Below are 23,124 nucleotides of genomic sequence, written 5' to 3'. Positions count from 1 at the left end.
TAGAAATTACTTGCAGGCAATTATATAGGAATGTACTTTCTTAAGAGTGATTCTTAAGAAAGTATATTTATACGATGACAGAAAAGAAGTACAGTAAGATTTTAATAGCAAACAGAGGGGAGATTGCCTGCAGAATTATCAGAACTGCCCATAAGATGGGTATATCTTGTGTATGCGTATATTCGGATGCGGATATAAATTCTGTGCATGTAAGGCAAGCAGATGAGTCGAGGTATATTGGCCCTTCGCCTTCTTGCCTTAGTTACTTAAACATCGAAAAAATATGCGAGGTAGCAGTCGAAACAGGTGCACAGGCAGTTCATCCTGGTTATGGGTTTTTAGCGGAAAATCCAGATTTTCCACGTGCTCTGCAAAAACACAACATAGATTTCATCGGGCCAAGTGCAAAAACAATAGAAGTTACAGCCAATAAAATAACGGCAAAAGAAGAGGCAAGAAAGGCTGGAGTAAATGTAGTACCAGGATATATGGGCAAGATTAAAGATGTCGCTCATGCAGCCATCGTTGCTGAAGAGATTGGTTTTCCAGTTATGCTAAAAGCTGCATCAGGCGGTGGTGGCAAAGGAATGCGAATTGTAAATTCCAAAAAAGAAATTGAACTAGCGTTCACATCAGCAACAAATGAAGCAGAGAAAAGTTTTAAGGATGGCAGTATCTTTATAGAGAAATATATAGAACTACCAAGACATATTGAAATACAAATCATAGCAGATAAATATGGCAATATAGTGTGTCTTGGAGAAAGAGAATGCTCGATACAAAGGAATAACCAGAAAATAATGGAAGAAACGCCAAGTCCATTCATTAGTGAAGAAGTAAGACAAAAAATGTATGTCCAATGTGTTTCTCTGGCAAAGCAAGTTGGCTATTTTTCAGCAGGCACTGTTGAGTTTGTTGTAGATAAAGACCAAAACTTCTATTTTCTTGAGGTAAATACGAGATTGCAAGTTGAGCATCCAGTAACAGAATTTATAACTGGAATAGACATAGTAGAAGAAATGATTAGAACTTCCTGTGGAGAGAAATTGAGATTCAATCAGGATGATATTAAACTTACTGGTTCTGCAATAGAAAGTAGAATTTGCGCTGAAGACCCATCGAAGAAATTTTTCCCTTCCAGCGGAAGAATAAAATATTACGATAAACCAGATGAAAATGATTATGTAAGAATAGATGATGGAGTTGCTGCAGGTTCAGAAATTAGCACGTTCTATGACTCAATGATTGCAAAAGTTATAACATATGGAAAAGATAGAGTAGAAGCGATCAGTAGAATGCAAAAAGCATTGTCTGAATGCTATATAGAAGGAGTAACAAATAATATAGAATTTCTAGAATCCATCTTCCATCACCCAAATTTTATTGCAGCAAAGCTCCATACGAGATTCATTCCAGACCATTACCCTAGTGGGTTTCACGGCGATTTTGTTACAGAGGAGTATATTAAAATATTTATTTTCACTGCGTTATATGTTCATTTGGAAAATGAAGAAAGGTACCATCATAAAGCAGTGAATGAAACACCTCAGGTGTCATTCCAGTGCGTGACACTGGAATCTAGTAAAAAAGAAGGGTCACCAGTATCAGCTACTCGGATGGCAGGTGACCGTGCAAGAGATTTATTCATAGTGAATATAAATGACAATGAGTACTCCGTAAGTGCAAGATATCAAGATAATATATTAACAACAGTATATAACCACAATACATACTCTGTAGTAGGCAAGTGGAAATCAAGTCATAAGTTACTATATATTACAATTAATGATGATGCTGATATAACATTTAAAGTAGAAAAACAAGGCAGCAAATACTTCATAAGACATGCAGGCATGAAAGCTGAGTGTTGTATATTTAAGCCTCATGTAGCTGAATTAAGTAGGTTAATGCTAAATAATGAAACAGAAGGGATTTCAGCAGATGCTGTAAAATCCCCAATATCTGGCTTATTAGTTAGGTTGCACGTAAATATAGGAGATCAGGTGGAAATAGGACAACCTTTATTTGTGGTGGAGGCAATGAAAATGGAAAATATCATATGTGCTGAAGCAGCAATGGTGATAAAAAATATTCTCGTTCAAGAAGGAAAAAATGTGCAGATTGGTGATATAGTATTAGCTCTGCTTTCTTAAATCACACAAGAAGTATAAACTTGACCCAAACAAGATAAATGAAAACACTTGATGAGCTATGGCAATGGCTATTGGTATGTGCAATAATAGAGTAATTACACCCAAAATGATCTGAATGATAACGGAGAGCAACATAATATATACCGGTTTTACGCTAGCATTTTTTACTGTGAGTATTACTACCAAAGCTAGTATTAGCAATGCCAGTGCTCGATGTATAAATTGCACTGTTGCTCTGTTCTCAAAGATATTCAGCCATATAGGGTGTAAGAAAAATAAATCTTCTGGAACGATTTGTCCGTCCATTAGTGGAAAGGTATTGTAAATCAAACCAGCATTTAATCCCGCAACAAACGCACCGAAAATTATTTGTATTACAATTAGGGCCAAAATCATCCCTGTGTAGTATATAGTTTCACTACTAATCTTAAGTTTAGTTTGCTTTGGCCTGATTTGGTAATCAAAAAATTGATATGACAATAATGCAAAGACAATTAATGCTAATAATAAGTGAAGTGCAAGCCTATAGTGGCTAACATGAGGTTCAGTTACTAAACCACTTTTAACCATATACCAACCAGCAAAAGCTTGTAAAGCTCCAAATAATAATGCCATAAATAGCCTTATTACTACCTTTTTAGATATTTTTCTTCTTAATGTAAAATATATAAATGGCAGGACAAAAACTAAACCTGTTAGTCTTGCAACCAATCTGTGTACATATTCTATTAAGTATATAGCCTGAAATTCCTCCATACTCATACCATAGTTGAATGCTTTATACTCAGGTGTAGTTTCATATTTTAATTTTTCTTGTAGCCAATCTTGTCCACTCAGTGGTGGCAATGTTCCAGTGATGGGTTTCCACTCCGTGATTGACAATCCTGCTTTTGAAAGTCTGGTAAATCCACCAATCCCCACCATGAGAATTACCATAATACAGCAGAGAAAAAGCCAAATAGCTACAGGTTTTGATTGCTTTTGTTCCATAAACCATGCTGAGTTTTGTTCCATCTCTCAGGGTAAAGAATAAATTCCCATAAGTCAAGAAAAGCTGCAACACTATGTAGCAGACTATAGACCGGAAAAAATATCGATACTATATAAAAATAAAAAGGCATCTTTTGCTGTTTGACAGCTATTACCAAAAGAATCAGGTTAGTAACGTATACCACTACAAAGTAGTACAAAAATAACTCATTTAAAACTTTAGTTAATATCAATGAAAGCAGTAAAAATGGAGTAGTAAAAAATATAAAAGCTGCAGAGCCAACAAAAAGATTCAATAGCAAAATTCCCTTAAATCCAGTGTGTTTATAAAGAGACTTTATATTTTTTAAATGAACAATATAAGTTTGCATATAGCCTTTGATCCAGCGCGCTCTTTGCTTAATCCAAGCAAATACAGCAATTGGTGACTCTTCCAATGTTTCTGAGTCAATCATCCTGGTTTTATATCCCATTTGCGCAAGTCTCAAACCAAGGTCAGCATCTTCGGTAACACTATAAGCATCCCAGAAAAACAATTTTTTTAGAATTTTTACTGAAAAATGATTACTGCTACCACCCAAAGGCATTGGCATGTTCATTTTTTGGAATCCAGGCAATAAGTATTGAAACCAGTTCATATACTCCAGAGAAAAGGATTTTGTGAGAAAATTATAATCACAATTATAGTAATTTAATTTCGCCTGTACACAGGCAAGCTTATCGTCGCCCTTATTAAATTCAATCAGTGCTTTTTTTAACTGCAATGGGTCTGGTTTATCGTCCGCATCACATATTACTGCATACTTTCCTCTAGCAAAGCTCATAGCATAATTGCATGACTTGGCTTTTGTTCTAGGCAAAGAATGAGGCACTTTTATTACTTCAAAATACTGTGGTAAAGTGTACTTTTCTATAGCTGCTAGCGTTTCCTGGTCATCACTTTCTACCTGAAGCTTCACATCTAATTTCGATTTTGGATAATCCAAACTTTCAATGCTTTCGATCAATTGCTCTATCACTGCACTTTCTTTAAAAGCAGGCAATAAAATAGTATATATAGGAAAATCTTCTTCATTCAGCTTACTATAATCCACTTTTTGGTTGGAGGTTTCACATAAGTTAAAAATTGTAGCTATAAACTTGAATAAATAACTAGAACATCCGATTATAAATATCAACATCAAAGCAAAATATGTATATTTCTCTGTTAGTGTTAAAATTGAAGTTACAACAAAGAAAGAAGCAAAAAATATTGAGCTTAGTTTAATGCTTTTAGCTGAAAAATTAGCATTCTTGTAATATAAGTAGTTGCTTGCAAATTCTGAAATACCAAAGTGCGAGTTAAGAAGATTTAAAATCTGTTCGCTATCCACTTTTATTAATACATAGTCAATACCGTAATGAGCTTCGACCCAACGGTTGATATCTCGGCTTGTGTCTTCCACCATAAAAAAAGTAGTATCATTTAATTTTTGCCAAGGAATTATATTAAATTTATAGTAAAAAAGTTTCTCTTGCTCTTTGCATAAACTAGAATCAAACTTAATTTTTTCTACATTATCAGCTTGAAGTATAGGCAATTGTTCCATTAAACCTAATGCAATTTTTTATTTAAGTCACGTGAAAATGAAGATATGACCTCGCTACTACGCTTATCATCTTTACGTTCATGCATTATTTTTTTTACAGCATCAGCAGCTATATTCGCTGTGTTAGCCTGTAAGTCTCCAAGAGCTTTTTCAACTTGGTCAGTGACTTTCTTCAAGTTAGAATGGGCATTGTCATCTAATGTCTGATCTAGCTGCTGTCTATTGTGCTTAATGATACTATTAGCTTTATCAAGTGCTTCATTCATCATTTTATTAACTTCTGCATCTAATTCTTTGTATTTTTCAGAAGATTTTTTGTAATACTCCAACATATCTTTCCTGAATTTTTCAGTTTCTTCACTTGAAAATTTGCTTTTGTTACGCTTATTGTTAAGCGCATTTTTTATCACTTTCTTTAGCAATTTATACGAAAGGACAAAACTTACCAAGAAGGCAAGACCGATAATCAGTGATGTAGACATAAAAACCCCTAAAATTCTTTGGACACCAAGTCAGCAACAAACTCCTCTTCAATTTCAGAATTGGTCAATTTAGTATAATAAATTAAAGCAATACTAGTAGCCATTTGTTTTAACTGATCAGTATATTCAGATTTAAATTCTGCCACTTTTTCTTCAATAAGCTTGCTCTTTTTTTTGTCTTCCTCTTCTAATATATTCTTAACATTAGCTCTCATTTCTTCTACCTGAGCAAGTGCATCATCTATGATCCTTTTTGCCTGTATTCTAGCTTGGTTTAAAGCGGCATTATACTTGGCAATCTGCTCTTCCGTGAGTCTTAAAAGATGAACAGAACTATTAAAAGAATCCAATACTTTTTTACTTCTAGTGCTTATTATTTCATCTAACTTTGGTAAAAATAAACAACTTACTAAGAAAAAAAGTGAAGAGAAAAAAATTAAAAACCAAAAAACTTGAGAAAAGAAGGTTGAAACATCAAGCTGTGGCATGTGTTAAGCAACAAATATTAATAATACTGCAAGTAAAAACGCAAGCAATCCCATTATTTCAACCATAGCAGCACCAATATAAACGTAAGTTTTCATTTTACCTTCCGATTCAGGATTCCTCGCAATCCCATTCAGCATAGCAGAAAAGATATTAGCTATACCTAAACCAGCACCGAGCATTCCAAACGCAACTAAACCAATTGCTATAAATTTTAAAGCTACTAAATCCATATATTACCTTTAAACATTTCTTTATAATATAATTGTAAAATATTCTGCAAGGAAGTCAATTACTTTACTGCATCTGACAAATATACACATGTTAATATAGTAAATATATAAGCTTGTAAAACTGCAACAAATACTTCAAACCCTATCAATGCAATTATGAACAAAAACGGCGCAGGAGTGAGAAATATGTTCATATTTACAATAAACCCTGCTATCACTTTGATAATTGTATGACCCGCAATCATATTTGCTGCAAGCCTTATTGATAGGCTAATCGGCCTTACTAAATAAGCAAACAACTTAATAATAATTATTATAGGTGCAAGCCACGAAGGAGTTCCTTTTGGTAGCAATATGCGTAAAAATTCTACTCCCCTTTCTTTAAATCCAACAATCGTTATATAAATAAAAACCACCATCGATAAAGCGAAGGTGACTATCACATGACTTGTGACCGTGAAACTATAAGGAAGAACACCAACCAAATTACATGATAAAATGAAAATAAACACTGTAAATATCAATGGAATGTGCTGCAAGCCTTTGCTTCCAGTGTTACTTTCTATTATTGAAACAACAAAATCATATACATATTCAACTGCAGCTTGCAAATATCCTGGTATTACTGACCCCTTCTTTATTCCAAAAAGCAAAAAGAGTATCACCAATATCACCGAAATCATCATGAAAAGAGATGAATTGGTAAAGCTTACGTCATACCCAAATAACCTAGGTAACTCTATTATTGTATATACTTTAAACTGTTCCAGTGGATTTAATGCCATTTTAATCTGAACTATAAACAGTAAATAAAGTATGAATTTTATAGGACAAAGTCAAGAATTAAGATAAAGCCCTGTATCATTATAACATTGATACATTAACAAAATATGTAATTAGAGTGTTAATTACAGTCAGCTCTGTATTTTAAAACTTACTAATCTTATTAAATCATTCAATATCTTGACTTAACATCTTATTTTAATTATAATTTAATTTTTAGTGAGGTATTATTATGAACGAAATAGATTTTATTAACACTAATCATCCTTTAAATTTAGAGCAGGAATTTGGTAGTGGATACATTAAACTAACAGATGGTTCCTTTAACGAATATACTGGCCATTATCAAATAGGAAGCGAAATACTAGATGAAAGCCATAATATGATAGGAGACTTAACTATAGATGGCTACATTCATAGCTTCCATGCAGATAACCACAATATGAATCTTAAATTCTTTACGGAGATAGATTTAAAAGGTGATATCAAGAAGATATAAAGTTACAAAAACTTCTGCATCATTGCTCATGATACAGAAGTCACTTTTCATTTCACTACAATAAGCTTTAAAATCACTACATTTTACATTACAATAACTTTTTCACTTCTTTTTAGGTCCATGAAATTCACATTATCTTGGTTATTAGAGTACTTAGAAACCAATGCTAGTTTAGAAGAAATTACCGATAAATTAACTCACATAGGGTTAGAAGTAGAAGATGTGATCGATAATTCCAGATTGACTGGTTTTATTGTTGCAAAAGTATTAGAAGTTGCACCTCATCCAAATGCCGATAAATTAAAATTATGTAAAGTAGATGACAGAAGTAAAACTCTACAAATAGTTTGCGGAGCAAACAATGTTAGAGAAGGTATGAAAACTGTGCTTGCATCTCTTGGTAGCACATTGCCAGAAAGTGATTTCACAATCAAGCCTACAAAAATACGAGGAGTGCTAAGTGAAGGGATGCTCTGCTCTGCTTCTGAACTTGCGCTGGTTCAAGAGGAAAGTGAAGGAATAATCGAGCTTTCCGATGATTATAAAGTAGGGGATAAATTTTTCAATTGTGACCCTGTAATTGATATAAATGTTACTCCAAACCGTGGAGATTGCTTAGGCATTTATGGAATAGCTCGCGACCTTGCTGCAACTGGAATTGGGACATTAAAGACTTTAAGCATTCCACAACTTACCAGCTCCATAAATTCACCAATCGATGTTGAAGTGACTGACGGAGAAAGTTTTATTAGTGGAATATACATCGCCAATGTAAAAAATCAAGAAAGCCCAAAGTGGCTAAAAGATAAATTGGAATCGATAGGAATGCGCTCCATTTCTACAATAGTTGACATTACTAACTATATTATGATATCTTTTAATCGTCCAATGCATGCGTTTGATGCAAACAAAGTAGATGGCAAACTTACAATAAGAAAAGCAAATGATGGAGAAAGCTTCTTTGCTTTAAATGGTAAGGAATATTTACTGGACAATAATATAAACATTTATTCTGATAGTAAAAATATTCATGGAGTTGCTGGAATTATAGGTGGAAAGTGCAGTGAATGTACTCTTGAAACCACCAATATTTTTTTGGAATTAGCTTTGCTCGATCCAATCTCTATCACTAAATCTTCAAGACAGCTCAGCATCTCCACAGACGCTAGTTACAGATTTGCACGTTCAATCGATCCTGGATTTACCCTTGATGGACTCAATCTTGCAGCCAAAATGATTTTGGATTTATGTGGTGGAGAAGTCTCAAGCGTAGTGTCTGCCGGTAATCTAGATAAAGAATACACCTCTGTCATCCAAGTAGCTGACACTGGGATCCAGAAAAAACCATGCCGGAATGATGCTAAGATAAGCCTTGATTACCAAGATATAAACAAGTTTGGAAGTGTATCTGTATCACCTGATGAGACGTTCGATATCTTAACGAAACTAGGGTTTAGTATTGATAAAAAAACCGAAGGCAATTGGAATGTACAAGTACCAAGCTGGAGACCGGACGTGACTATACCTGCTGACCTAATTGAAGAAGTAACAAGAATATACGGCTATGACAAAATAAAAGAAGAACCACTACCAAATAATGTTGAAGAAGTAGATAGTACATACGACAATTTGCGTATTTTGATGACAAACAGAGGGTTTCATGAAGTGCTAACCTGGTCGTTTATGAGTGAATCAACAGCTGAAAAATTTGGTTACTCGAATAAGTTATTTATCATCGATAATCCGTTTAACAATAACTTTAATATGATGAGACCAAGTATTATGCCAAATTTATTGCAAGTCACTGCTGATAATATTGCCCATGGAGTATCTGATCTTGCAATCTTCGAAATTGGGCCGATTTACGATGGTGAAGCTCAGTCTAAACATGTCTTAAGTGGAATAAGAACAGGAAATAATTTACCGCGAAACCATTATAATATTGATAGGAAAGTAGATGTTTTTGACGCAAAGGCTGATTGCATAGCAGCTTTGGAGTTTTTTAACGTCAATTGCGATAATTTAACGATAGAGAGAGCAGAAAAAGAACATTACCACTCAGGAAAGTCAGGCACTCTCTCTTTTAAGAATAAAGTAGCAGGTTATTTTGGAGAGTTGCATCCTAATATATTAGATCTTTTTGACATCAAGCAAAAAGTTGTAGGTTTTGAGGTAATACTAGAAAATATTGAAAATTTACCTGTAAGTAGAAAGAAATTTATCGATTATAAATACCAAAGTGTAAAACGTGATTTTGCATTTATTGTAAATAAGGATGTGGAAGTAGGTAACATAATCAATGTGGTAAAAAAAAGCTCAGAGCTCATCACAGAAGTTTTAGTATTTGACGTATACCATGGAAACAATATAGAACCGAATAAGATGTCTATAGCATTGTCAGTTACTTTCTGCTCTCCAATCCACACTTTAACTGAAAAAGAGATCCAAAAAGAATCAAGTGCTATAGTCAATTTGGTATATAAAAATACCGGAGGAACTTTGAGAACTCATCATTAAGCCGCAATCATAGTGTTCTGCTTTTGCTGTGTCACACTTACTTCATCCAATCTATTCCCAATCTTGAATTCAACATCCTTAAAAAATCTATTCCACATTCCACGCAAATGCTCTTCTACTTTAGGCCATACATCATTTTTAAATGTCTCTCCATCATCAGAAAACACACTGCCTAAAAAAGCTCCAAATCCTTCATAATTTGAATGAAAATGTTGAAGAAATGTCTCTATTTCCTTATGAGTATCATGTGCCACACTCAACGCTTTTCCTTCTGTGCTCTCATCCCCGCACATTGCAGTAACTAAGCCCGTCTTAATATACCCCCAACATGTCCAAAAAGATTTCACAGGTTGCAAAAGTGGACTCTTACCACTTTTTGGCACACTATTTATTATATTTTTCACCAGTCTGTCTATTAAAGGAGACAATAAATCTTGACAAAAATGCTTGATATTATCTTTCGTTTTAATCACAGGATATTTGATGCATTTCTCTGCTAAACAGTATTCAAGTTCTGCTTTCTCCAGCAACTCCTTGATTTTTGCTTCATCAAAATTTTCTTCCTTGAGCGCCTCCAACAACTTATCTTCTATTATTGCAAATTTTATTTTTTCACGAGATTCCAGCTCTTCTCTATAATTATTTTTTGTTTCTTCATTTATCAACAATCCTTCTTTTTTTAACTCTAATTGTTTTAATGCTTCTAAAATTTCTTGGTTATTTTGCAAGCATAACTTTATTAACTCCATACTTGAAGATTTCTCTTCTTTACTATTTTTCTCAACATCCAAATCCTCATTCTGCTTTCCTATTATTTCCTTCAGTCTTGTAGGTTGCGTAAAATATTCTCCAATTTCTTTTCGATAAGAAACAATCTTGTTTACTAGACGTTTTTCATCTTCTCCATTGAATAGCATGTCCTTATTATCTTCTACATTCTTTATACTTTCCCCTTGCTTTTCAAATAACTCTTGAATTCTACATCTTGTTATTTCTAAATACATCTTCTCTACAAAGTCATTCACTTTATCCGAAGTCCTTGTTTCATTTAATTCACATTGCTTTATTTTTTTATCTGACTTACTCAGTAGAGTTTTAATAGTCCTTATTCTCGATTCTATTAGCCTTTCCTCAACTTTTTGATCATCATATTCAAATTTAAAAAGATCTTCTAATTTCCTTTTTAAAGCACCATCTTTTAAGTTACCGTTTTTCCTATTTTTATGCATCTCTTTTAATTTTTCACATATCCCATTATATCTTTTCTGTCCTATTTCTCTTAAATCCTTAATCTCTCTTTCAGCATTATCTAGAGCTTTCTTTGTTTCTTGAGGGTACATATCTTCATAAGTATTAATTATTGTCCTTTCAGCTATTTTCCCTTCTTTTATAAGCTGTTTCCATTTTGCTTTAAACATAGGAAGCCCTCTATCGTCCAAGTCATCTGGTACTTTTGCTCCTGCTTTTTTTAGATCTTCTAGTATCATTTCCTTTTCAGTCGGCAATTCCTTACCTTGGCTTTTCAGTTCTTGCTCCACTAATACCTCTTTCAGTCTTTCTTCTAATGAAAAATCTTCCTTTTCCTCTCTTCTTTTTTGTGCAAATTTAATTGCTTGTATAAAAGCAACTCGATAAGCATTTTGTATTAAGTAATTCACCAGTTTAGAATCTACACTATCCACCACTTTCAGTCTGAATTCGTTCAACAGTTCCTTCAGCTTATCATATGTAATATCTTTTCCTTCTAGCTTCATTAGCTCTTCCATAGTCTTTGCGAATTCCTGAATCGAAATTGCAAGCACATTCTTGATCTCATTACGTAAAGGCCTAAGGCCGTTTTTTAAATTGATATTAGCTGATAATTTCAGTATGGTATTATGTTCTGAATCACGTGCAACATTAAACCAACTACCATCTTTATCTTCATATAAATCTCTAAGTAATTGTTCAAATTGCGGTGGAAACTTAACTTCCATATCCCACTTAATGTCTGACTTACCAGCATCTATTTCACGAAAAGACACTTCAATATTCTGGTGTTCATTCTGATATAACCCATTACTTATTTTTAGAGCAGCAACCAAAGAATGAGATAACTTTCTGTTTGTAAGATAAAAAGTAGCTAAGGCGGGTGTTGCAGGAATAATTAAGGCTATAAGCACAGCTATATCAACAAGAATTGCAATTGCAGCAAGAACGCCATATGCCAATCTTTTTGCTGTACTTACCTCACTCTTTTTTGTTTTACTTTCCTCTGAACTGGTTTGTGTTTTACTGTTTGTTTTATATATAACTAACCCCAATGCAACAGAAGCAACATAAGGAAACATTAAAACTGATAGAGCTGAATTTAATACTTTCTTCTCCAGGCAAGCTCTGTTTATTTCCTTAAATATTTCGCTTGATATATTATACCAGGAAGTAAAAAAATCGGAGCCGTAACCTTTATAATGAAATATACTTAGTGGAATGCTAAAATCAGCACCTATTTTTTTTAAATTACTAACAGATTCTTGCTCTTCCAAAGTAGCAACAGGTCCTTCCTGTTTTTCTGAAGTAGCAAAAGATTCTCTTTGTAAATTAGGTTGTCCATTTAATGCATCTAAATCACCACTATTGTTATTTAAGTCAACAACTTCCTCACAACCTACAACAGCATTCATACCATAACCTTATCCAATTACCTTAAGTATAGCATAAATACTGACAATCTTGCAACTTTATTAAAAATCTAACGCTCAATGCTAACATTTAAATCCTGATATTCCTTAGAATAAAAGTTAGTTCCAATTTCTGTATTAATATCCAAAGATAAGGCAAGGGTCTGCTCTTTTATATATTCAATCCACGTATTTATTGCTTCCTTAATTTTCTCATCTTCTGTTTTGATTATTACTCTGATTCTATCGGACATATGAAAATCAGCTTGTTTCCTAGTTTCCTGAATGAGCCTCACTAAATCTCTTGCAAGCCCTTCTAGAATCAATTCATCATTTAAAGTAGTGTTTAGGATAACAACCCCTTTGTTGTTATCAAATACAGAGGAGAATTCACTGTTTGCTTTTAATAATAGTTCATATTCGCCTTTTTCTATGATATAATTTTCTGACTCGTCCCCCAAAAATATGAGACCTCTTTCTGTCATTCCAGCGCGTGACGCTGGAATCTGCGTCTGGATCCCAGTGTCAGCTACTCGGATGACACCGGATTCAACTTGTTTCCACTTTCCTTGTTTAACATATTGAACCAGTGTCTTAATCTTCTCCGGAATTCTTTTTCCAAGCACAGGGAAGTTGAGTTTTAACTCTAGTGATGCAATATCTTCAAGTCTGTTTACTAACTTCAGTTTTTTTACATTTACCTCATCTTTTATCATCTCTTGGTACTCATTTGAGTTTTCAGCACACTGGATCCCAGTGTCACGCACTGGGATGACAGAAAACGGCTCACCTTCAAGAAAACTACAGGAAGACTGATGATAAATGATCATACTGCCAAGTGGCTGTCTGATACGTATATTAAAAGTGTTTCTAATAGAGAGTGCAGAGTTACATATCTCTCTCACTAGATCCATTTTGGCAATGAGCTGACTATCAAACTTCTCTAATTGTGGGAAATCAGCCAAATGAACAGATGTTTCTTCATACTTAAGCCCTTGCCATATATTCTCTGTTATAAGTGGCAACAAAGGGGCTGCAGCTCTTAGTATGTAATAAAAAACCGTATATAGAACATTATAAGCATCAGTTTTATCCTGATCCAAATCACTTTTCCAAAAACGCTCGCGACTGCGACGAATATACCAATTATTTAGCACTTCAAAAAAGTTCATCAAAATTTTGCAAGCCTCTTGGGAGTTATAGCTTTTCATAGAAGTTTGGATACTTTCTACAGCTTCAAAACATTTGGAAATCATGTAGCGATCAATAGTACTTTGATAATCCTTACAAACTTCAGCTTTAATTCCATCTGCATTTGCATACATGGTAAAAAAGTGATAACTGTTCCAAATAGGTTTTATTACGTTTTTCAGAACATCTCGTATTGAGTTTCCTTTTTTATCGAGTAGCAAATTACCACCACAAACAATAGATCCAGAAAGCATAAGAAAACGCAGTGCATCAGAACCGTATCTATCAAAAACCTCCATGGGATCTGCATAGTTATTCAAACGCTTGGACAATTTTTGCCCTTTTACATCCAAAACAACACCGTGGCATATGCAGTTCTTAAATGGTTCCCTATCAAACAAAGCAGTGGACAATACAAAGAGCGTATAAAACCACCCCCTGGTTTGCGCTATGTATTCAGTGATAAAATCTGCAGTTTCAAACCACTCCTTATTTTCAAACGGATAGTGGACTTGTGCGAATGGCATCGAGCCAGATTCAAACCAGCAGTCAAATACGTCAGGCACACGACGCATAACTGATTTTCCTGTTGGATCATCAGGATTTGGCCTCGTTAAAGTATCGATAAATGGTCTGTGCAAATCATCTACTTTAACATTAAAATCTCGCTCTAGTTCTTCTATCGAACCATATACATCCACTCTTGGATATCTTGTATCATCTGATTGCCACACAGGAATCGGATTACCCCAGAATCGATTGCGTGAAATTGACCAGTCGTGTGCCCCTTCAAGCCATTTTCCAAATTGACCATCTCTAATGTGGTTTGGTATCCAATTAACTCTCTTATTTAGCTCTACCATTCTGCTTTTGAATTTTGTAACGGCAACATACCAAGAAGGCATAGTGCGATAGATCAAAGGAGTGTCAGTTCTCCAGCAGTGTGGATAATTGTGAATATATTGTTCAGTTTTGAACCAGTTTCCTTGTTCTTTCAATTTTTTTATTACTGTATCATTGGTATCAAAAACATGAACCCCTGCCAAATCTGAAACTTCAGCAGTAAATTTTCCACTGTTATCAATTGGACAAATAACTGGAATATCATGGCTTTGGCAAAGGTAAAAATCTTCCTCACCAAATCCAGGAGCAGTGTGTACAACGCCAGTACCATCTTCTCCTGTAACATAATCAGCAACAAAAACACGGAATGCATTCTTTGTATCTTTAAAGTAATCAAACAGCGGCTTATAGGAAAGGCCTGCAAGATCATTCGCTTTAAGTTTTATATTGCAGTTTTCATATGGAATATTGTTTTGTTCAGAGTGGCTGATAAATTTTTCTAGGTAGCTTTCAGCGAAAATATAAATTTCACTGTTTACTGAACTCCTTTCATTAACTTCTTTCATCCCAGTGCTTCGACACTGGGATCCAGAAATAGATTCCAGCGTCACGCGCTGGAATGACACCAAAGAGTGGACTGACACTGCACAATACTTGATGTCCTTTCCTATCGCCAATGCCAGATTGCTAGGAAGAGTCCAAGGAGTTGTAGTCCAAGCAAGTAATTTACATTTTTGTTTAACACTTTTAAACTGCTGTGGGTTTTCTAAAAGCTCAAATGCAACAGTTACAGCTTTGCTAGTCTTTTCTCTATACGCGTTATCAAGCCTTGTTTCAAAATTGGATAATGGAGTTTCGCACGCCCAGCTATATGGAACAACGCGTACTGATTCATACACTAGACCCTTATCATAAAGCTGTTTAAATGCCCACATGACCGACTCCATGAATGATTTATCCATGGTTTTATAGTCATTATGAAAATCCACCCACCTTGCCTGCCTATTGACATATTTTTCCCACTCTGATGAAAATCTCATTACAGAAGTACGACAATGGTTATTGAATTTTTCAATGCCGAATTTTTCTATCTCAGTTCTACCAGATATTCCAAGTTCTTTTTCTGCACCCATCTCAGCCGGTAATCCATGGCAATCCCAACCAAATCTACGTTCAACCCTTTTTTGAAGCATAGTTTGATATCTTGCAAATGCGTCTTTGATGAAACCAGTGAGTAAATGTCCATAATGTGGAAGTCCATTTGCAAACGGAGGCCCATCATAAAACACAAAACAATTATCCTTGGAACGTTCTCCAACTGACCGCTCAAAAACTTTATTTTCCTGCCAAAATTTTATGATTTCTTTTTCTAACGACGAAAAATCAGGACTACTTACTGTATCAGGATAATGCTTTGACTTCATGTTCATTTTGACCAGATAAAGCCAAAGAATATAGGGCTTTCTAGAAAATTACAAATGCAAAAAGAAACAAACTTATTCCTGCACCCCACACCCTATAGCTAACACAATCCCACGTCATACCGCGATTCATTCGCGGTATCTCAGCTTAACCGTCATATCGTCACGGTATCTCTAGATCCCGCTAACAAGTAGCGGGATGACGGTTGTCGGTAAGCCTAAATTACTTTAGCTATAGTTGATAAACTTGAAATAAACTACGTGAAGTACTTCTATCTTGTTCTATAGGGGTACTTTCTCTCAATCAAAATAATTCTCTGACGGATGTCCAACAGAGCTATCCTGCACCACACCCCAACAAACTATTCTGCCGAGCTTCCAATACCTTCACATTTACTATTTTATCTCTATACTTCCCTTCAGGATCATCAATGCACACTGATTGCATATATGGGCTTTTACCAATAATTTGGTTTTGGTGTTTGCCTTTTTTATCACTGAACAAAGCAGGTATAGTTTTGCCTACCATACTCTGGTTAAACTCAAGTTGTTGCTTACTAATTAATTTCTGTAAACGAAGAAGGCGTTCTGTTTTAACCTCCTCTGGTACTTGATCTTTTCTTTCTGCTCCTGGTGTACCTGGTCTTGGGCTATATTTAAAGCTATAAGCCTGAGCATATCTAATTTTTTCTACTAATTTTACAGTTTCTTCAAAATCTTTTTCGGTTTCTCCAGGAAAACCAACAATAAAATCAGAAGAAAATTCGATTTCAGGTTTCAATTTGCGAAATCTGTCTATTATTTCCAAATACTCCTCTGCAGTGTGCTTTCTGTTCATCGCGTGCAATATTTTATTCGAACCTGACTGCACAGGCAGGTGAATAAATGGCATGAGTTTTGGCTCTTCCGCATGTGCCAAGTAGAGAGATTCATGCATATCTCTTGGATGAGAAGTTGTATAACGAATCCTCTCTAGCTTTTCAATTTTAGCAATATGACTAACTAATTTGCCTAAATCCCACACTTCCCCTTCGCATTTCCCATGGTAAGCATTGACGTTCTGACCAAGCAAATTGATTTCCTTCGCCCCATTTGCAACTAATTTCAATGCTTCACGAAATATTTCATTCACTGGCCGTGAATACTCAGCTCCACGAGTATATGGTACTACACAAAACGTACAAAATTTATCACAACCTTCTTGTATGGCAAGAAACGCAGAAGACCCCTGGCTATTGCCATAGCATTCATCTGGCAATTTATCAAACTTTGCAACTTCAGGAAAATCAGTGTTTATTACATGACCTTTACTTCTGCTTGCTTTGACTATCAGCTCCGGTAAGGTAGCGATACTCTGCGGACCAACAACAATATCAACAAAAGGAGCCCTTCTGAATACTTCTTCTCCCTCTGCTTGCGCTACACATCCAGCCACCACTATAGTAATTTCTTTTCGTGACGAATGAATCTTCCCGAGCTCAGAATAAAGCTTTTCTGCTGCCTTCTCTCTAATGTGACAAGTGTTCAGTATCACCAAATCAGCTTTTTCTGCATCACTAACAACGTTGAACCCCAAAGGTTTAATTATATTTTCCATTAAAACGGAGTCATAAACGTTCATCTGACAGCCGTAAGTTTTAATATATAGGCCTTTCATATTTGGTATGTCTTTTTCAAAACCCTACATACAATCACATTAAATGTCCAACAGACCAGCGCGTGACGCTAGTGAACTTGCTAGCACAATAGATTTTTATAAAATTGGATCCCAATGTCAAGCACACAGCTATTGCAACTCGACTTCACCAGTATCCCTGTAAAAATCATTGGTAAACCTCAGTAACTTTAGCTTATGTTATTTTCAAAAAAGTCAAAAATGAAAATAGAAGAGTAGCTGAGCTTTCTGCTTTTTTTGGGTAAGGTCAGTCAAAAAGGTTTTACAATAACCATAATAACTATAACTATTATCAATACTGTAACTGCTTCATTTAAAACGCGAAAATAAATATGTGACTTCTTATTCGAACCCATTGCAAAATTTTTCCTATATTTTGCAAGTAGCATATGAATAATTAACATCAAAAGTATTGCAAATGCTTTTACATGAAACCATCCTTCACGATATGCTTCCCTAATAACCATTAATGTGATTCCAAGACCAAGTGAGAAAAGCATTGCAGGGTTTATGATATATCTAAGTAGCCTCTTTTCCATTGTTTGAAGCAAGCTATCATTTTCCGATCCCGGTTTTACAGTTGCGTGGTAGACATAAAGCCTGGGTAAATAAAGCATACCTGCCATCCACATAATGGCGGAGATAACGTGAAAAGCTTCAAGCCAGTGGTAGTAATCCATTGAGATTTATTACAAAATGTTAAAAATTTCTGATATTATTTTAGTTTAATGAAAAAGAAATCGATATGAAAGCAGAAAATTTCACTAAAGAACAGATAATTGGATTCTACAGGAAAATGCTACTCATACGCAGATTTGAAGAAAAAGCAGGACAATTATATGGAATGGGATTAATAGGCGGGTTCTGTCACCTATCAATAGGGCAAGAAGCAGTTGCAGTTGGAACTCAAGCTGCATCAAAATTAGGTGACGCTTTTATCACAAGTTATAGAGACCATGGCTTAATGCTCGCATGTGATTCTGATCCAAATGTTGTAATGGCAGAACTCACTGGCAAAGAAACAGGATGCTCGAAAGGTAAAGGTGGTTCTATGCACGTATTTGACGTTGAAAAAAAATTCTTCGGCGGACATGGAATAGTGGGGGCACAAGTTCCAATTGGCACAGGAATAGCATTTGCTAATAAATATAAGAAAAGAGACAACGTGGTATTCACGTATTTTGGTGACGGTGCTGTAAATCAAGGGCAAACATATGAATCATTTAATATGGCAGCTTTATGGAAGTTACCTGTAGTTTATATTATAGAGAATAACGGATATGCAATGGGTACTTCTGTAGAAAGATCCACTTTGGTAACTGAGCTATATAAAAAAGGAGAAAGTTTTGGTATTCCTGGAAAACAAGTTGATGGAATGGATTTTTTCTCTGTTTATGCGGCTACAAGCGAAGCAGCGGAACACACACGCAGCGGAAAAGGGCCTATCCTGCTTGAAATGAAGACATATCGATATCGCGGCCATTCGATGTCAGATCCTGCTACTTATCGCTTAAAAGAAGAAGTTGAAGATATGAAGCAAAATCATGACCCTATAAGCACTTTAAAGAAGTACATGATAAATAATAAATTTGCTTCAGAAGAAGAATGTAAAGTAATTGATAAGGAAGTACGTGATTTAGTAAAAAAGTCGGAAGATTTTGCCAAAAATAGTAAAGAACCAAGCGTTGATGAGTTGTATACTGATGTTTATAAATTTGTTAGCTAAGTAGGCTTCTTTTTTTTTATCCAGGTGGCAACTAACTGTACGAACATTGTATAGTAAACGATGTCATTCAAGTAGCTCCTTCTCCCGTCATCTAAGTAGCCTTCTTCTTGTCATCCGAGTAGCTGAAACTGATTCCTTTATGACGGCCCAGTGCCCTCTTCTTGTCATCCCAGTGCCCTGACTACTTGGATCCAGGAAAAAGAATGGTGTCATCCCAGTGCCCCGACACTGGGATCCAGAAAAGTTTGCTTGTAAGCAAGCAAACTAGCATAGAAAGTGGTTACAACGTTTTCGATGAGATTATATGGAAAACTGGATCCCAGTGTCTGGGCACTGGGATGACAGCAGTCCTACGTCATACCGCGATTCATTCCTACGTCATACCGCGATTCATTCGCGGTATCTCTTAACATAGATCCCTCTAACAAGCAGCGGGATGACACCTCTCTTGGGCTCTTTTAGCTAAAAACATTAAGAAATTTACCAAATAAAAAAAAGGCAAAGAAATCCCGTGGTGCGAGTTTTGACTCTCTAATACTTTAAATTGGCACTGTAATAATGTGATGACGCTTAGTTTAAGCGCGGTTTGGCTGAATGTAGAAAAAATTTAAAAGACATGCAGCCGCTATAATTTTATGTAACCCGCCAAAAAATACCCTAAGTTTTTTACTGAATTTTGTCATTGAACCTGCGCAGATCAAAAACAAGTTTTGAGTCATAAATACCCTTATTGTCATAATAAGGGGGCTGGCGGAGTTTGTCAAGGAAGTTTTTTCGTTTCTAACGGTTGTTAACGTGCTGCCAAAAACTATGCAAGAAGTCTATTGAAATCGCGTATATCAATCGTTGTAAAATCACACAATTGCTCTGTAGAGCTATACCCTGTAATAATTACTATACCATTTTGCTCAGAGCGTATTGAGATTAGGTTCAGCACTAATTCACACGTTGCACTATCAAGATTACAAAATGGTTCATCTATCAGCCAAACGTTTGCATTAGAAATCAAGAGGCGAGAAAGCGCAACTCTTCTTTTCCAGCCTGCAGAAAGTTCGCCATATCTAATATTAAGTACAGGTTGCAACTGCAAGCAACAAATAGCTGCCACAATCAATTCTCTAGTATTTCGTATTCCTGCCCAGAATTCTACGTTTTGAGCAACAGTTAAGCTATCTTTACAGGCATTCTTATGGCCTATATAGACCATAGAAGGTATATAGGATTTTGGATCATCATATATATCTTTTCCGCAGTGCCTTATATTGCCTGATACCGGCGGTAAAAGTCCAGATAAACTTCTAATTAAGCTGGTTTTACCACTACCATTTGGACCAGTGATTAGAATCTTTGATTTTGGCTCAGCTTTAAAGCTAAGATGTTTAAATAATACTTTGTGATTACGAGCGCAGGATAAATTTTCACATTCAAACATGGATTATCTGCCCTTCCCCTTATGTTTACCTTGAGTTGAAGCCTGAGCTTTTACAAACAGCTCCCAAAATCCTTTCTTTCCGCCTTCTCTATGTATCAATTGTGCAAAACGCTGCATTAAACCATTACCCATCATAACCATCTTTGTCCATTTACCTACCGGTTTTGCTATGTCAACTATTTCTGGATCTTCTTTATAAACTTGCACATCTTTTTGTTTCTCGCGTAGCGTTTCTTGTTGTTTCATCAACTCTTTTTGCTTATTTTTTTGATATAATTCATTGAATTTTCTGTCTTCTTCCCACTCTTCTTTAAAAACTTTTCTAGGAAATATGATTTTTCTAATGCGATTTTTGTATATTTTTCTCAAAAAGAGAAATACTGCAGCTACAGCAAGTAATGTTACGCTATATAATATGATCTGTGTAAGTGGCATTTCCTGCATCTAATTCATTAAAAATACCCTTACTATTATACCATAATTATAGAAATTGTGCAATTTTTTTGCGGGTAAAGACAGTATAAAAGTAATACTGCTCTATTTCGTAAATTGGACAAATATCTGAGAATGGGCTTGTATGTAGTAAGGTTTATTTCTATACTTTTTAAAGAATTTAGAAGTAAAACAAACATGAACTGCTACAAGACTCACACGTGCAATGAATTAAGGAAGAATGATGTAGGAAAGGAAGTTACCCTCTCTGGATGGTTATACCGTAAGCGCGACCATGGTAACCTAATCTTTGTTGATTTAAGAGACTTCTATGGAATCACTCAACTAGTATTGAATAATGACAAAGACTTTTTTGATGAGACATCAAATTTAAAATTGGAGAGTACAATTACTGTTACAGGAATAGTTGAAGCTAGAACTGAAGATACGGTAAACAGCTCTATCGCAACCGGGGAAATTGAGGTTGTAGTTAGCAATTTACACGTTGAATCAGAAGTTGAGTTCCACTGTGATGAAGAAATAGCAAAAGAAGAAAGAAGTATATTAGCGAGCATTGCTGGCGAACAAGAATACCCAGAAAATATGAGATTTAAATATCGTTTTCTTGATTTAAGGCGAGAAAACACCCGCAACAATATTATTCTGCGCTCACAAATTATTGCAGAACTCCGCAAGCTCATGATAGAGCAAGGGTTTTTGGAAATTCAGACTCCAATACTTACTGCTTCATCTCCTGAAGGTGCACGTGATTATTTGGTGCCAAGCAGACTAAATCCTGGTAAATTCTATGCATTGCCGCAAGCTCCACAGATTTTTAAACAGCTGCTCATGGTTTCAGGGTTCGATAAATATTTCCAAATTGCCCCATGTTTCCGTGACGAAGACGCAAGGGCTGACCGTTCTCCGGGGGAGTTTTATCAACTAGATCTTGAAATGTCTTTTGTGACTCAAGAAGACATCTTTCAGATTATTGAGTCTACCTTATATAAAGTGTTTGCTAAATTTTCTCGTAAGTCTGTCGATAAAGATTTTCCACGTATTACATATAAAGAAGCAATGCTCAAATATGGTTCTGATAAGCCAGATCTGCGCAATCCATTATTAATCAGCGATGTTACAGAAATTTTCCGTGATTCAGGGTTCAATATTTTCAAAAGCAATATTGAGCGCGGTATGGTAGTGAGAGCCATCCCTGCACCTAAAACAGCAGAGGAACCACGCAGCTTCTTTGATAAAAAGATAGAACATGCGCAAAGAGAATTCGGTGCTAAGGGTCTTGGATATATAACGTTTGATAAAGATGGAACTGCGAAAGGACCGATTGCTAAATTCCTTGATGACAATAGGCTAAATTCCATAAAAGAAATAACGGATATAAAGCCTGGAGACAGCGTGTTTTTTGCTTCTGACAAAGAGAATGAGGCAGCAACAATTGCAGGAAAAGTGCGCACTCTTTTAGGGTCAGAATTAGGTCTTATAGATGATAATATCTTCAAGTTTTGTTGGATCATTGATTTTCCCTATTTTGTATATGAAGATAAAAGTAAAAAAATCGATTTCTTTCATAACCCATTCTCCATGCCACATGGCGGCTTGAAAGATTTAGAGGACAAAAATCCACTGGATATCCTTGCTTACCAATATGATCTTGTTTGCAATGGGATAGAACTGTCAAGCGGAGCAATTCGTAATAACAAACTGAATATTATGTACAAAGCTTTTGCCATTGCAGGCTACAGTAAAGAAGAAGTTGATACAAAATTCGGTGCGCTCGTGCGTGCATTCAGGTTCGGAGTGCCGCCTCACGGCGGTATAGCACCAGGGGTTGACAGAATGGTTATGCTGCTTGCTGATGAGCCAAATATTCGTGAAGTAATCTGTTTTCCTATGAACCAGCAAGGTGAAGATGTTCTAATGGGTGCTCCTTCCAAGGTGGAGGATAAGCATTTACGTGAGTTGTCTTTGCAGATCATTGAGTGAAAAATCTTATA

The 23,124-nt window shown here is 35.4% G+C and carries 19 protein-coding genes; 6 read left to right on the top strand and 13 right to left on the bottom strand.

Annotation, left to right across the window (positions count from 1 at the left end; translation table 11 throughout):
• The first annotated feature begins 74 nt into the window (after window positions 1–74).
• Window positions 75–2,153: an acetyl-CoA carboxylase biotin carboxylase subunit gene (locus ABWU50_RS02160; RefSeq protein WP_353276134.1), complete on the top strand. Its 2,079-nt coding sequence runs from the start codon at window positions 75–77 to the stop codon at window positions 2,151–2,153.
• Here the strand turns inward: ABWU50_RS02160 and ABWU50_RS02155 are convergent.
• The 6 genes from ABWU50_RS02155 to ABWU50_RS02130 are packed head-to-tail and all read right to left on the bottom strand — an operon-like array spanning window position 2,136 to window position 6,718.
• Window positions 2,136–3,167 (bottom strand): COX15/CtaA family protein, encoded by a 1,032-nt coding sequence (locus ABWU50_RS02155; RefSeq protein ID WP_353276133.1) that lies wholly within the window; start codon window positions 3,165–3,167, stop codon window positions 2,136–2,138. The genes ABWU50_RS02160 and ABWU50_RS02155 overlap by 18 nt on opposite strands.
• Window positions 3,116–4,723, bottom strand: coding sequence for a glycosyltransferase family 2 protein (locus ABWU50_RS02150; RefSeq protein WP_353276326.1), 1,608 nt, complete (start codon window positions 4,721–4,723; stop codon window positions 3,116–3,118). Before ABWU50_RS02150 ends, ABWU50_RS02155 begins: the two co-directional genes overlap by 52 nt.
• A gap of 14 nt (window positions 4,724–4,737) precedes the next feature.
• The gene (locus ABWU50_RS02145) at window positions 4,738–5,214 is read right to left on the bottom strand and encodes a hypothetical protein (RefSeq protein WP_064125097.1); all 477 of its coding nucleotides are present in this window, start codon (window positions 5,212–5,214) and stop codon (window positions 4,738–4,740) included.
• 8 nt (window positions 5,215–5,222) lie between these two features.
• Entirely contained in the window at window positions 5,223–5,702 is a 480-nt protein-coding gene (locus ABWU50_RS02140; RefSeq protein ID WP_353276132.1) for a hypothetical protein, read from the bottom strand.
• Window positions 5,703–5,705: 3 nt separating this feature from the next.
• Complete coding sequence (locus ABWU50_RS02135) at window positions 5,706–5,933, bottom strand: F0F1 ATP synthase subunit C (RefSeq protein ID WP_250294934.1); 228 nt, start codon at window positions 5,931–5,933, stop codon at window positions 5,706–5,708.
• Between the two features lie 59 nt (window positions 5,934–5,992).
• On the bottom strand, window positions 5,993–6,718 hold the full coding sequence (locus tag ABWU50_RS02130; RefSeq protein ID WP_253309466.1) for a F0F1 ATP synthase subunit A: 726 nt from the start codon (window positions 6,716–6,718) through the stop codon (window positions 5,993–5,995).
• 230 nt (window positions 6,719–6,948) lie between these two features.
• Between ABWU50_RS02130 and ABWU50_RS02125 the strand changes: the two genes are divergently transcribed.
• Both ABWU50_RS02125 and pheT read left to right on the top strand, forming a co-directional pair.
• Window positions 6,949–7,215: a hypothetical protein gene (locus ABWU50_RS02125; protein WP_353276131.1), complete on the top strand. Its 267-nt coding sequence runs from the start codon at window positions 6,949–6,951 to the stop codon at window positions 7,213–7,215.
• A 120-nt stretch (window positions 7,216–7,335) separates the two neighbouring features.
• Window positions 7,336–9,732 (top strand): phenylalanine--tRNA ligase subunit beta, encoded by a 2,397-nt coding sequence (pheT, locus tag ABWU50_RS02120; protein ID WP_353276130.1) that lies wholly within the window; start codon window positions 7,336–7,338, stop codon window positions 9,730–9,732.
• Here pheT and ABWU50_RS02115 read toward each other — a convergent pair.
• From ABWU50_RS02115 to hemJ, 4 genes are all read right to left on the bottom strand, one after another.
• Window positions 9,729–12,395 carry a hypothetical protein gene (locus ABWU50_RS02115; protein ID WP_353276129.1) on the bottom strand — a complete coding sequence of 889 codons (2,667 nt, stop codon included), beginning with the start codon at window positions 12,393–12,395 and terminating at the stop codon, window positions 9,729–9,731. The genes pheT and ABWU50_RS02115 overlap by 4 nt on opposite strands.
• Before the next feature lie 68 nt (window positions 12,396–12,463).
• The gene (gene ileS / locus ABWU50_RS02110) at window positions 12,464–15,850 is read right to left on the bottom strand and encodes an isoleucine--tRNA ligase (protein WP_353276324.1); all 3,387 of its coding nucleotides are present in this window, start codon (window positions 15,848–15,850) and stop codon (window positions 12,464–12,466) included.
• Between the two features lie 334 nt (window positions 15,851–16,184).
• The gene (gene miaB, locus ABWU50_RS02105; protein WP_264688421.1) at window positions 16,185–17,504 is read right to left on the bottom strand and encodes a tRNA (N6-isopentenyl adenosine(37)-C2)-methylthiotransferase MiaB; all 1,320 of its coding nucleotides are present in this window, start codon (window positions 17,502–17,504) and stop codon (window positions 16,185–16,187) included.
• Between the two features lie 269 nt (window positions 17,505–17,773).
• Window positions 17,774–18,202 carry a protoporphyrinogen oxidase HemJ gene (gene hemJ, locus ABWU50_RS02100; protein WP_353276128.1) on the bottom strand — a complete coding sequence of 143 codons (429 nt, stop codon included), beginning with the start codon at window positions 18,200–18,202 and terminating at the stop codon, window positions 17,774–17,776.
• 65 nt (window positions 18,203–18,267) lie between these two features.
• On the opposite strand from hemJ, the gene pdhA reads away from it, so the two are divergent.
• Entirely contained in the window at window positions 18,268–19,248 is a 981-nt protein-coding gene (pdhA, locus tag ABWU50_RS02095; RefSeq protein ID WP_353276127.1) for a pyruvate dehydrogenase (acetyl-transferring) E1 component subunit alpha, read from the top strand.
• An 87-nt stretch (window positions 19,249–19,335) separates the two neighbouring features.
• Here pdhA and ABWU50_RS02090 read toward each other — a convergent pair whose 3' ends face one another.
• Complete coding sequence (locus ABWU50_RS02090) at window positions 19,336–19,461, bottom strand: hypothetical protein (protein WP_265016525.1); 126 nt, start codon at window positions 19,459–19,461, stop codon at window positions 19,336–19,338.
• On the opposite strand from ABWU50_RS02090, the gene ABWU50_RS02085 reads away from it, so the two are divergent.
• Window positions 19,455–19,658 carry a hypothetical protein gene (locus ABWU50_RS02085; RefSeq protein WP_353276126.1) on the top strand — a complete coding sequence of 68 codons (204 nt, stop codon included), beginning with the start codon at window positions 19,455–19,457 and terminating at the stop codon, window positions 19,656–19,658. The two genes, ABWU50_RS02090 and ABWU50_RS02085, sit on opposite strands and share 7 nt — an antisense overlap.
• A 398-nt stretch (window positions 19,659–20,056) precedes the next feature.
• Here ABWU50_RS02085 and ccmA read toward each other — a convergent pair whose 3' ends face one another.
• A complete protein-coding gene (gene ccmA / locus ABWU50_RS02080) occupies window positions 20,057–20,680 on the bottom strand; it encodes a heme ABC exporter ATP-binding protein CcmA (protein WP_353276125.1) in 624 nt (207 codons plus the stop codon).
• A gap of 3 nt (window positions 20,681–20,683) precedes the next feature.
• On the bottom strand, window positions 20,684–21,115 hold the full coding sequence (locus ABWU50_RS02075; RefSeq protein ID WP_353276322.1) for a hypothetical protein: 432 nt from the start codon (window positions 21,113–21,115) through the stop codon (window positions 20,684–20,686).
• Between the two features lie 195 nt (window positions 21,116–21,310).
• On the opposite strand from ABWU50_RS02075, the gene aspS reads away from it, so the two are divergent.
• On the top strand, window positions 21,311–23,113 hold the full coding sequence (aspS, locus tag ABWU50_RS02070; RefSeq protein WP_353276320.1) for an aspartate--tRNA ligase: 1,803 nt from the start codon (window positions 21,311–21,313) through the stop codon (window positions 23,111–23,113).
• Window positions 23,114–23,124 lie beyond the last annotated feature (11 nt).

This window comes from Wolbachia endosymbiont (group A) of Pipizella viduata (genome assembly GCF_964028555.1).
GTDB lineage: Bacteria > Pseudomonadota > Alphaproteobacteria > Rickettsiales > Anaplasmataceae > Wolbachia.
Note: the sequence above shows the minus strand (reverse complement) of the source record. Positions and strands in the feature narration are given on the sequence as shown.

Coding starts and splice junctions, on each gene's coding strand:
- ABWU50_RS02160 (WP_353276134.1), top strand. CDS start 75: ATGACAGAAAAGAAGTACAGTAAGATTTTAATAGCAAACAGAGGGGAG.
- ABWU50_RS02155 (WP_353276133.1), bottom strand. CDS start 3,167: ATGGAACAAAACTCAGCATGGTTTATGGAACAAAAGCAATCAAAACCT.
- ABWU50_RS02145 (WP_064125097.1), bottom strand. CDS start 5,214: ATGTCTACATCACTGATTATCGGTCTTGCCTTCTTGGTAAGTTTTGTC.
- ABWU50_RS02140 (WP_353276132.1), bottom strand. CDS start 5,702: ATGCCACAGCTTGATGTTTCAACCTTCTTTTCTCAAGTTTTTTGGTTT.
- ABWU50_RS02135 (WP_250294934.1), bottom strand. CDS start 5,933: ATGGATTTAGTAGCTTTAAAATTTATAGCAATTGGTTTAGTTGCGTTT.
- ABWU50_RS02130 (WP_253309466.1), bottom strand. CDS start 6,718: ATGGCATTAAATCCACTGGAACAGTTTAAAGTATATACAATAATAGAG.
- ABWU50_RS02125 (WP_353276131.1), top strand. CDS start 6,949: ATGAACGAAATAGATTTTATTAACACTAATCATCCTTTAAATTTAGAG.
- pheT (WP_353276130.1), top strand. CDS start 7,336: ATGAAATTCACATTATCTTGGTTATTAGAGTACTTAGAAACCAATGCT.
- ABWU50_RS02115 (WP_353276129.1), bottom strand. CDS start 12,395: ATGAATGCTGTTGTAGGTTGTGAGGAAGTTGTTGACTTAAATAACAAT.
- ileS (WP_353276324.1), bottom strand. CDS start 15,850: ATGAAGTCAAAGCATTATCCTGATACAGTAAGTAGTCCTGATTTTTCG.
- miaB (WP_264688421.1), bottom strand. CDS start 17,504: ATGAAAGGCCTATATATTAAAACTTACGGCTGTCAGATGAACGTTTAT.
- hemJ (WP_353276128.1), bottom strand. CDS start 18,202: ATGGATTACTACCACTGGCTTGAAGCTTTTCACGTTATCTCCGCCATT.
- pdhA (WP_353276127.1), top strand. CDS start 18,268: ATGAAAGCAGAAAATTTCACTAAAGAACAGATAATTGGATTCTACAGG.
- ABWU50_RS02090 (WP_265016525.1), bottom strand. CDS start 19,461: ATGACACCATTCTTTTTCCTGGATCCAAGTAGTCAGGGCACTGGGATG.
- ccmA (WP_353276125.1), bottom strand. CDS start 20,680: ATGTTTGAATGTGAAAATTTATCCTGCGCTCGTAATCACAAAGTATTA.
- ABWU50_RS02075 (WP_353276322.1), bottom strand. CDS start 21,115: ATGCCACTTACACAGATCATATTATATAGCGTAACATTACTTGCTGTA.
- aspS (WP_353276320.1), top strand. CDS start 21,311: ATGAACTGCTACAAGACTCACACGTGCAATGAATTAAGGAAGAATGAT.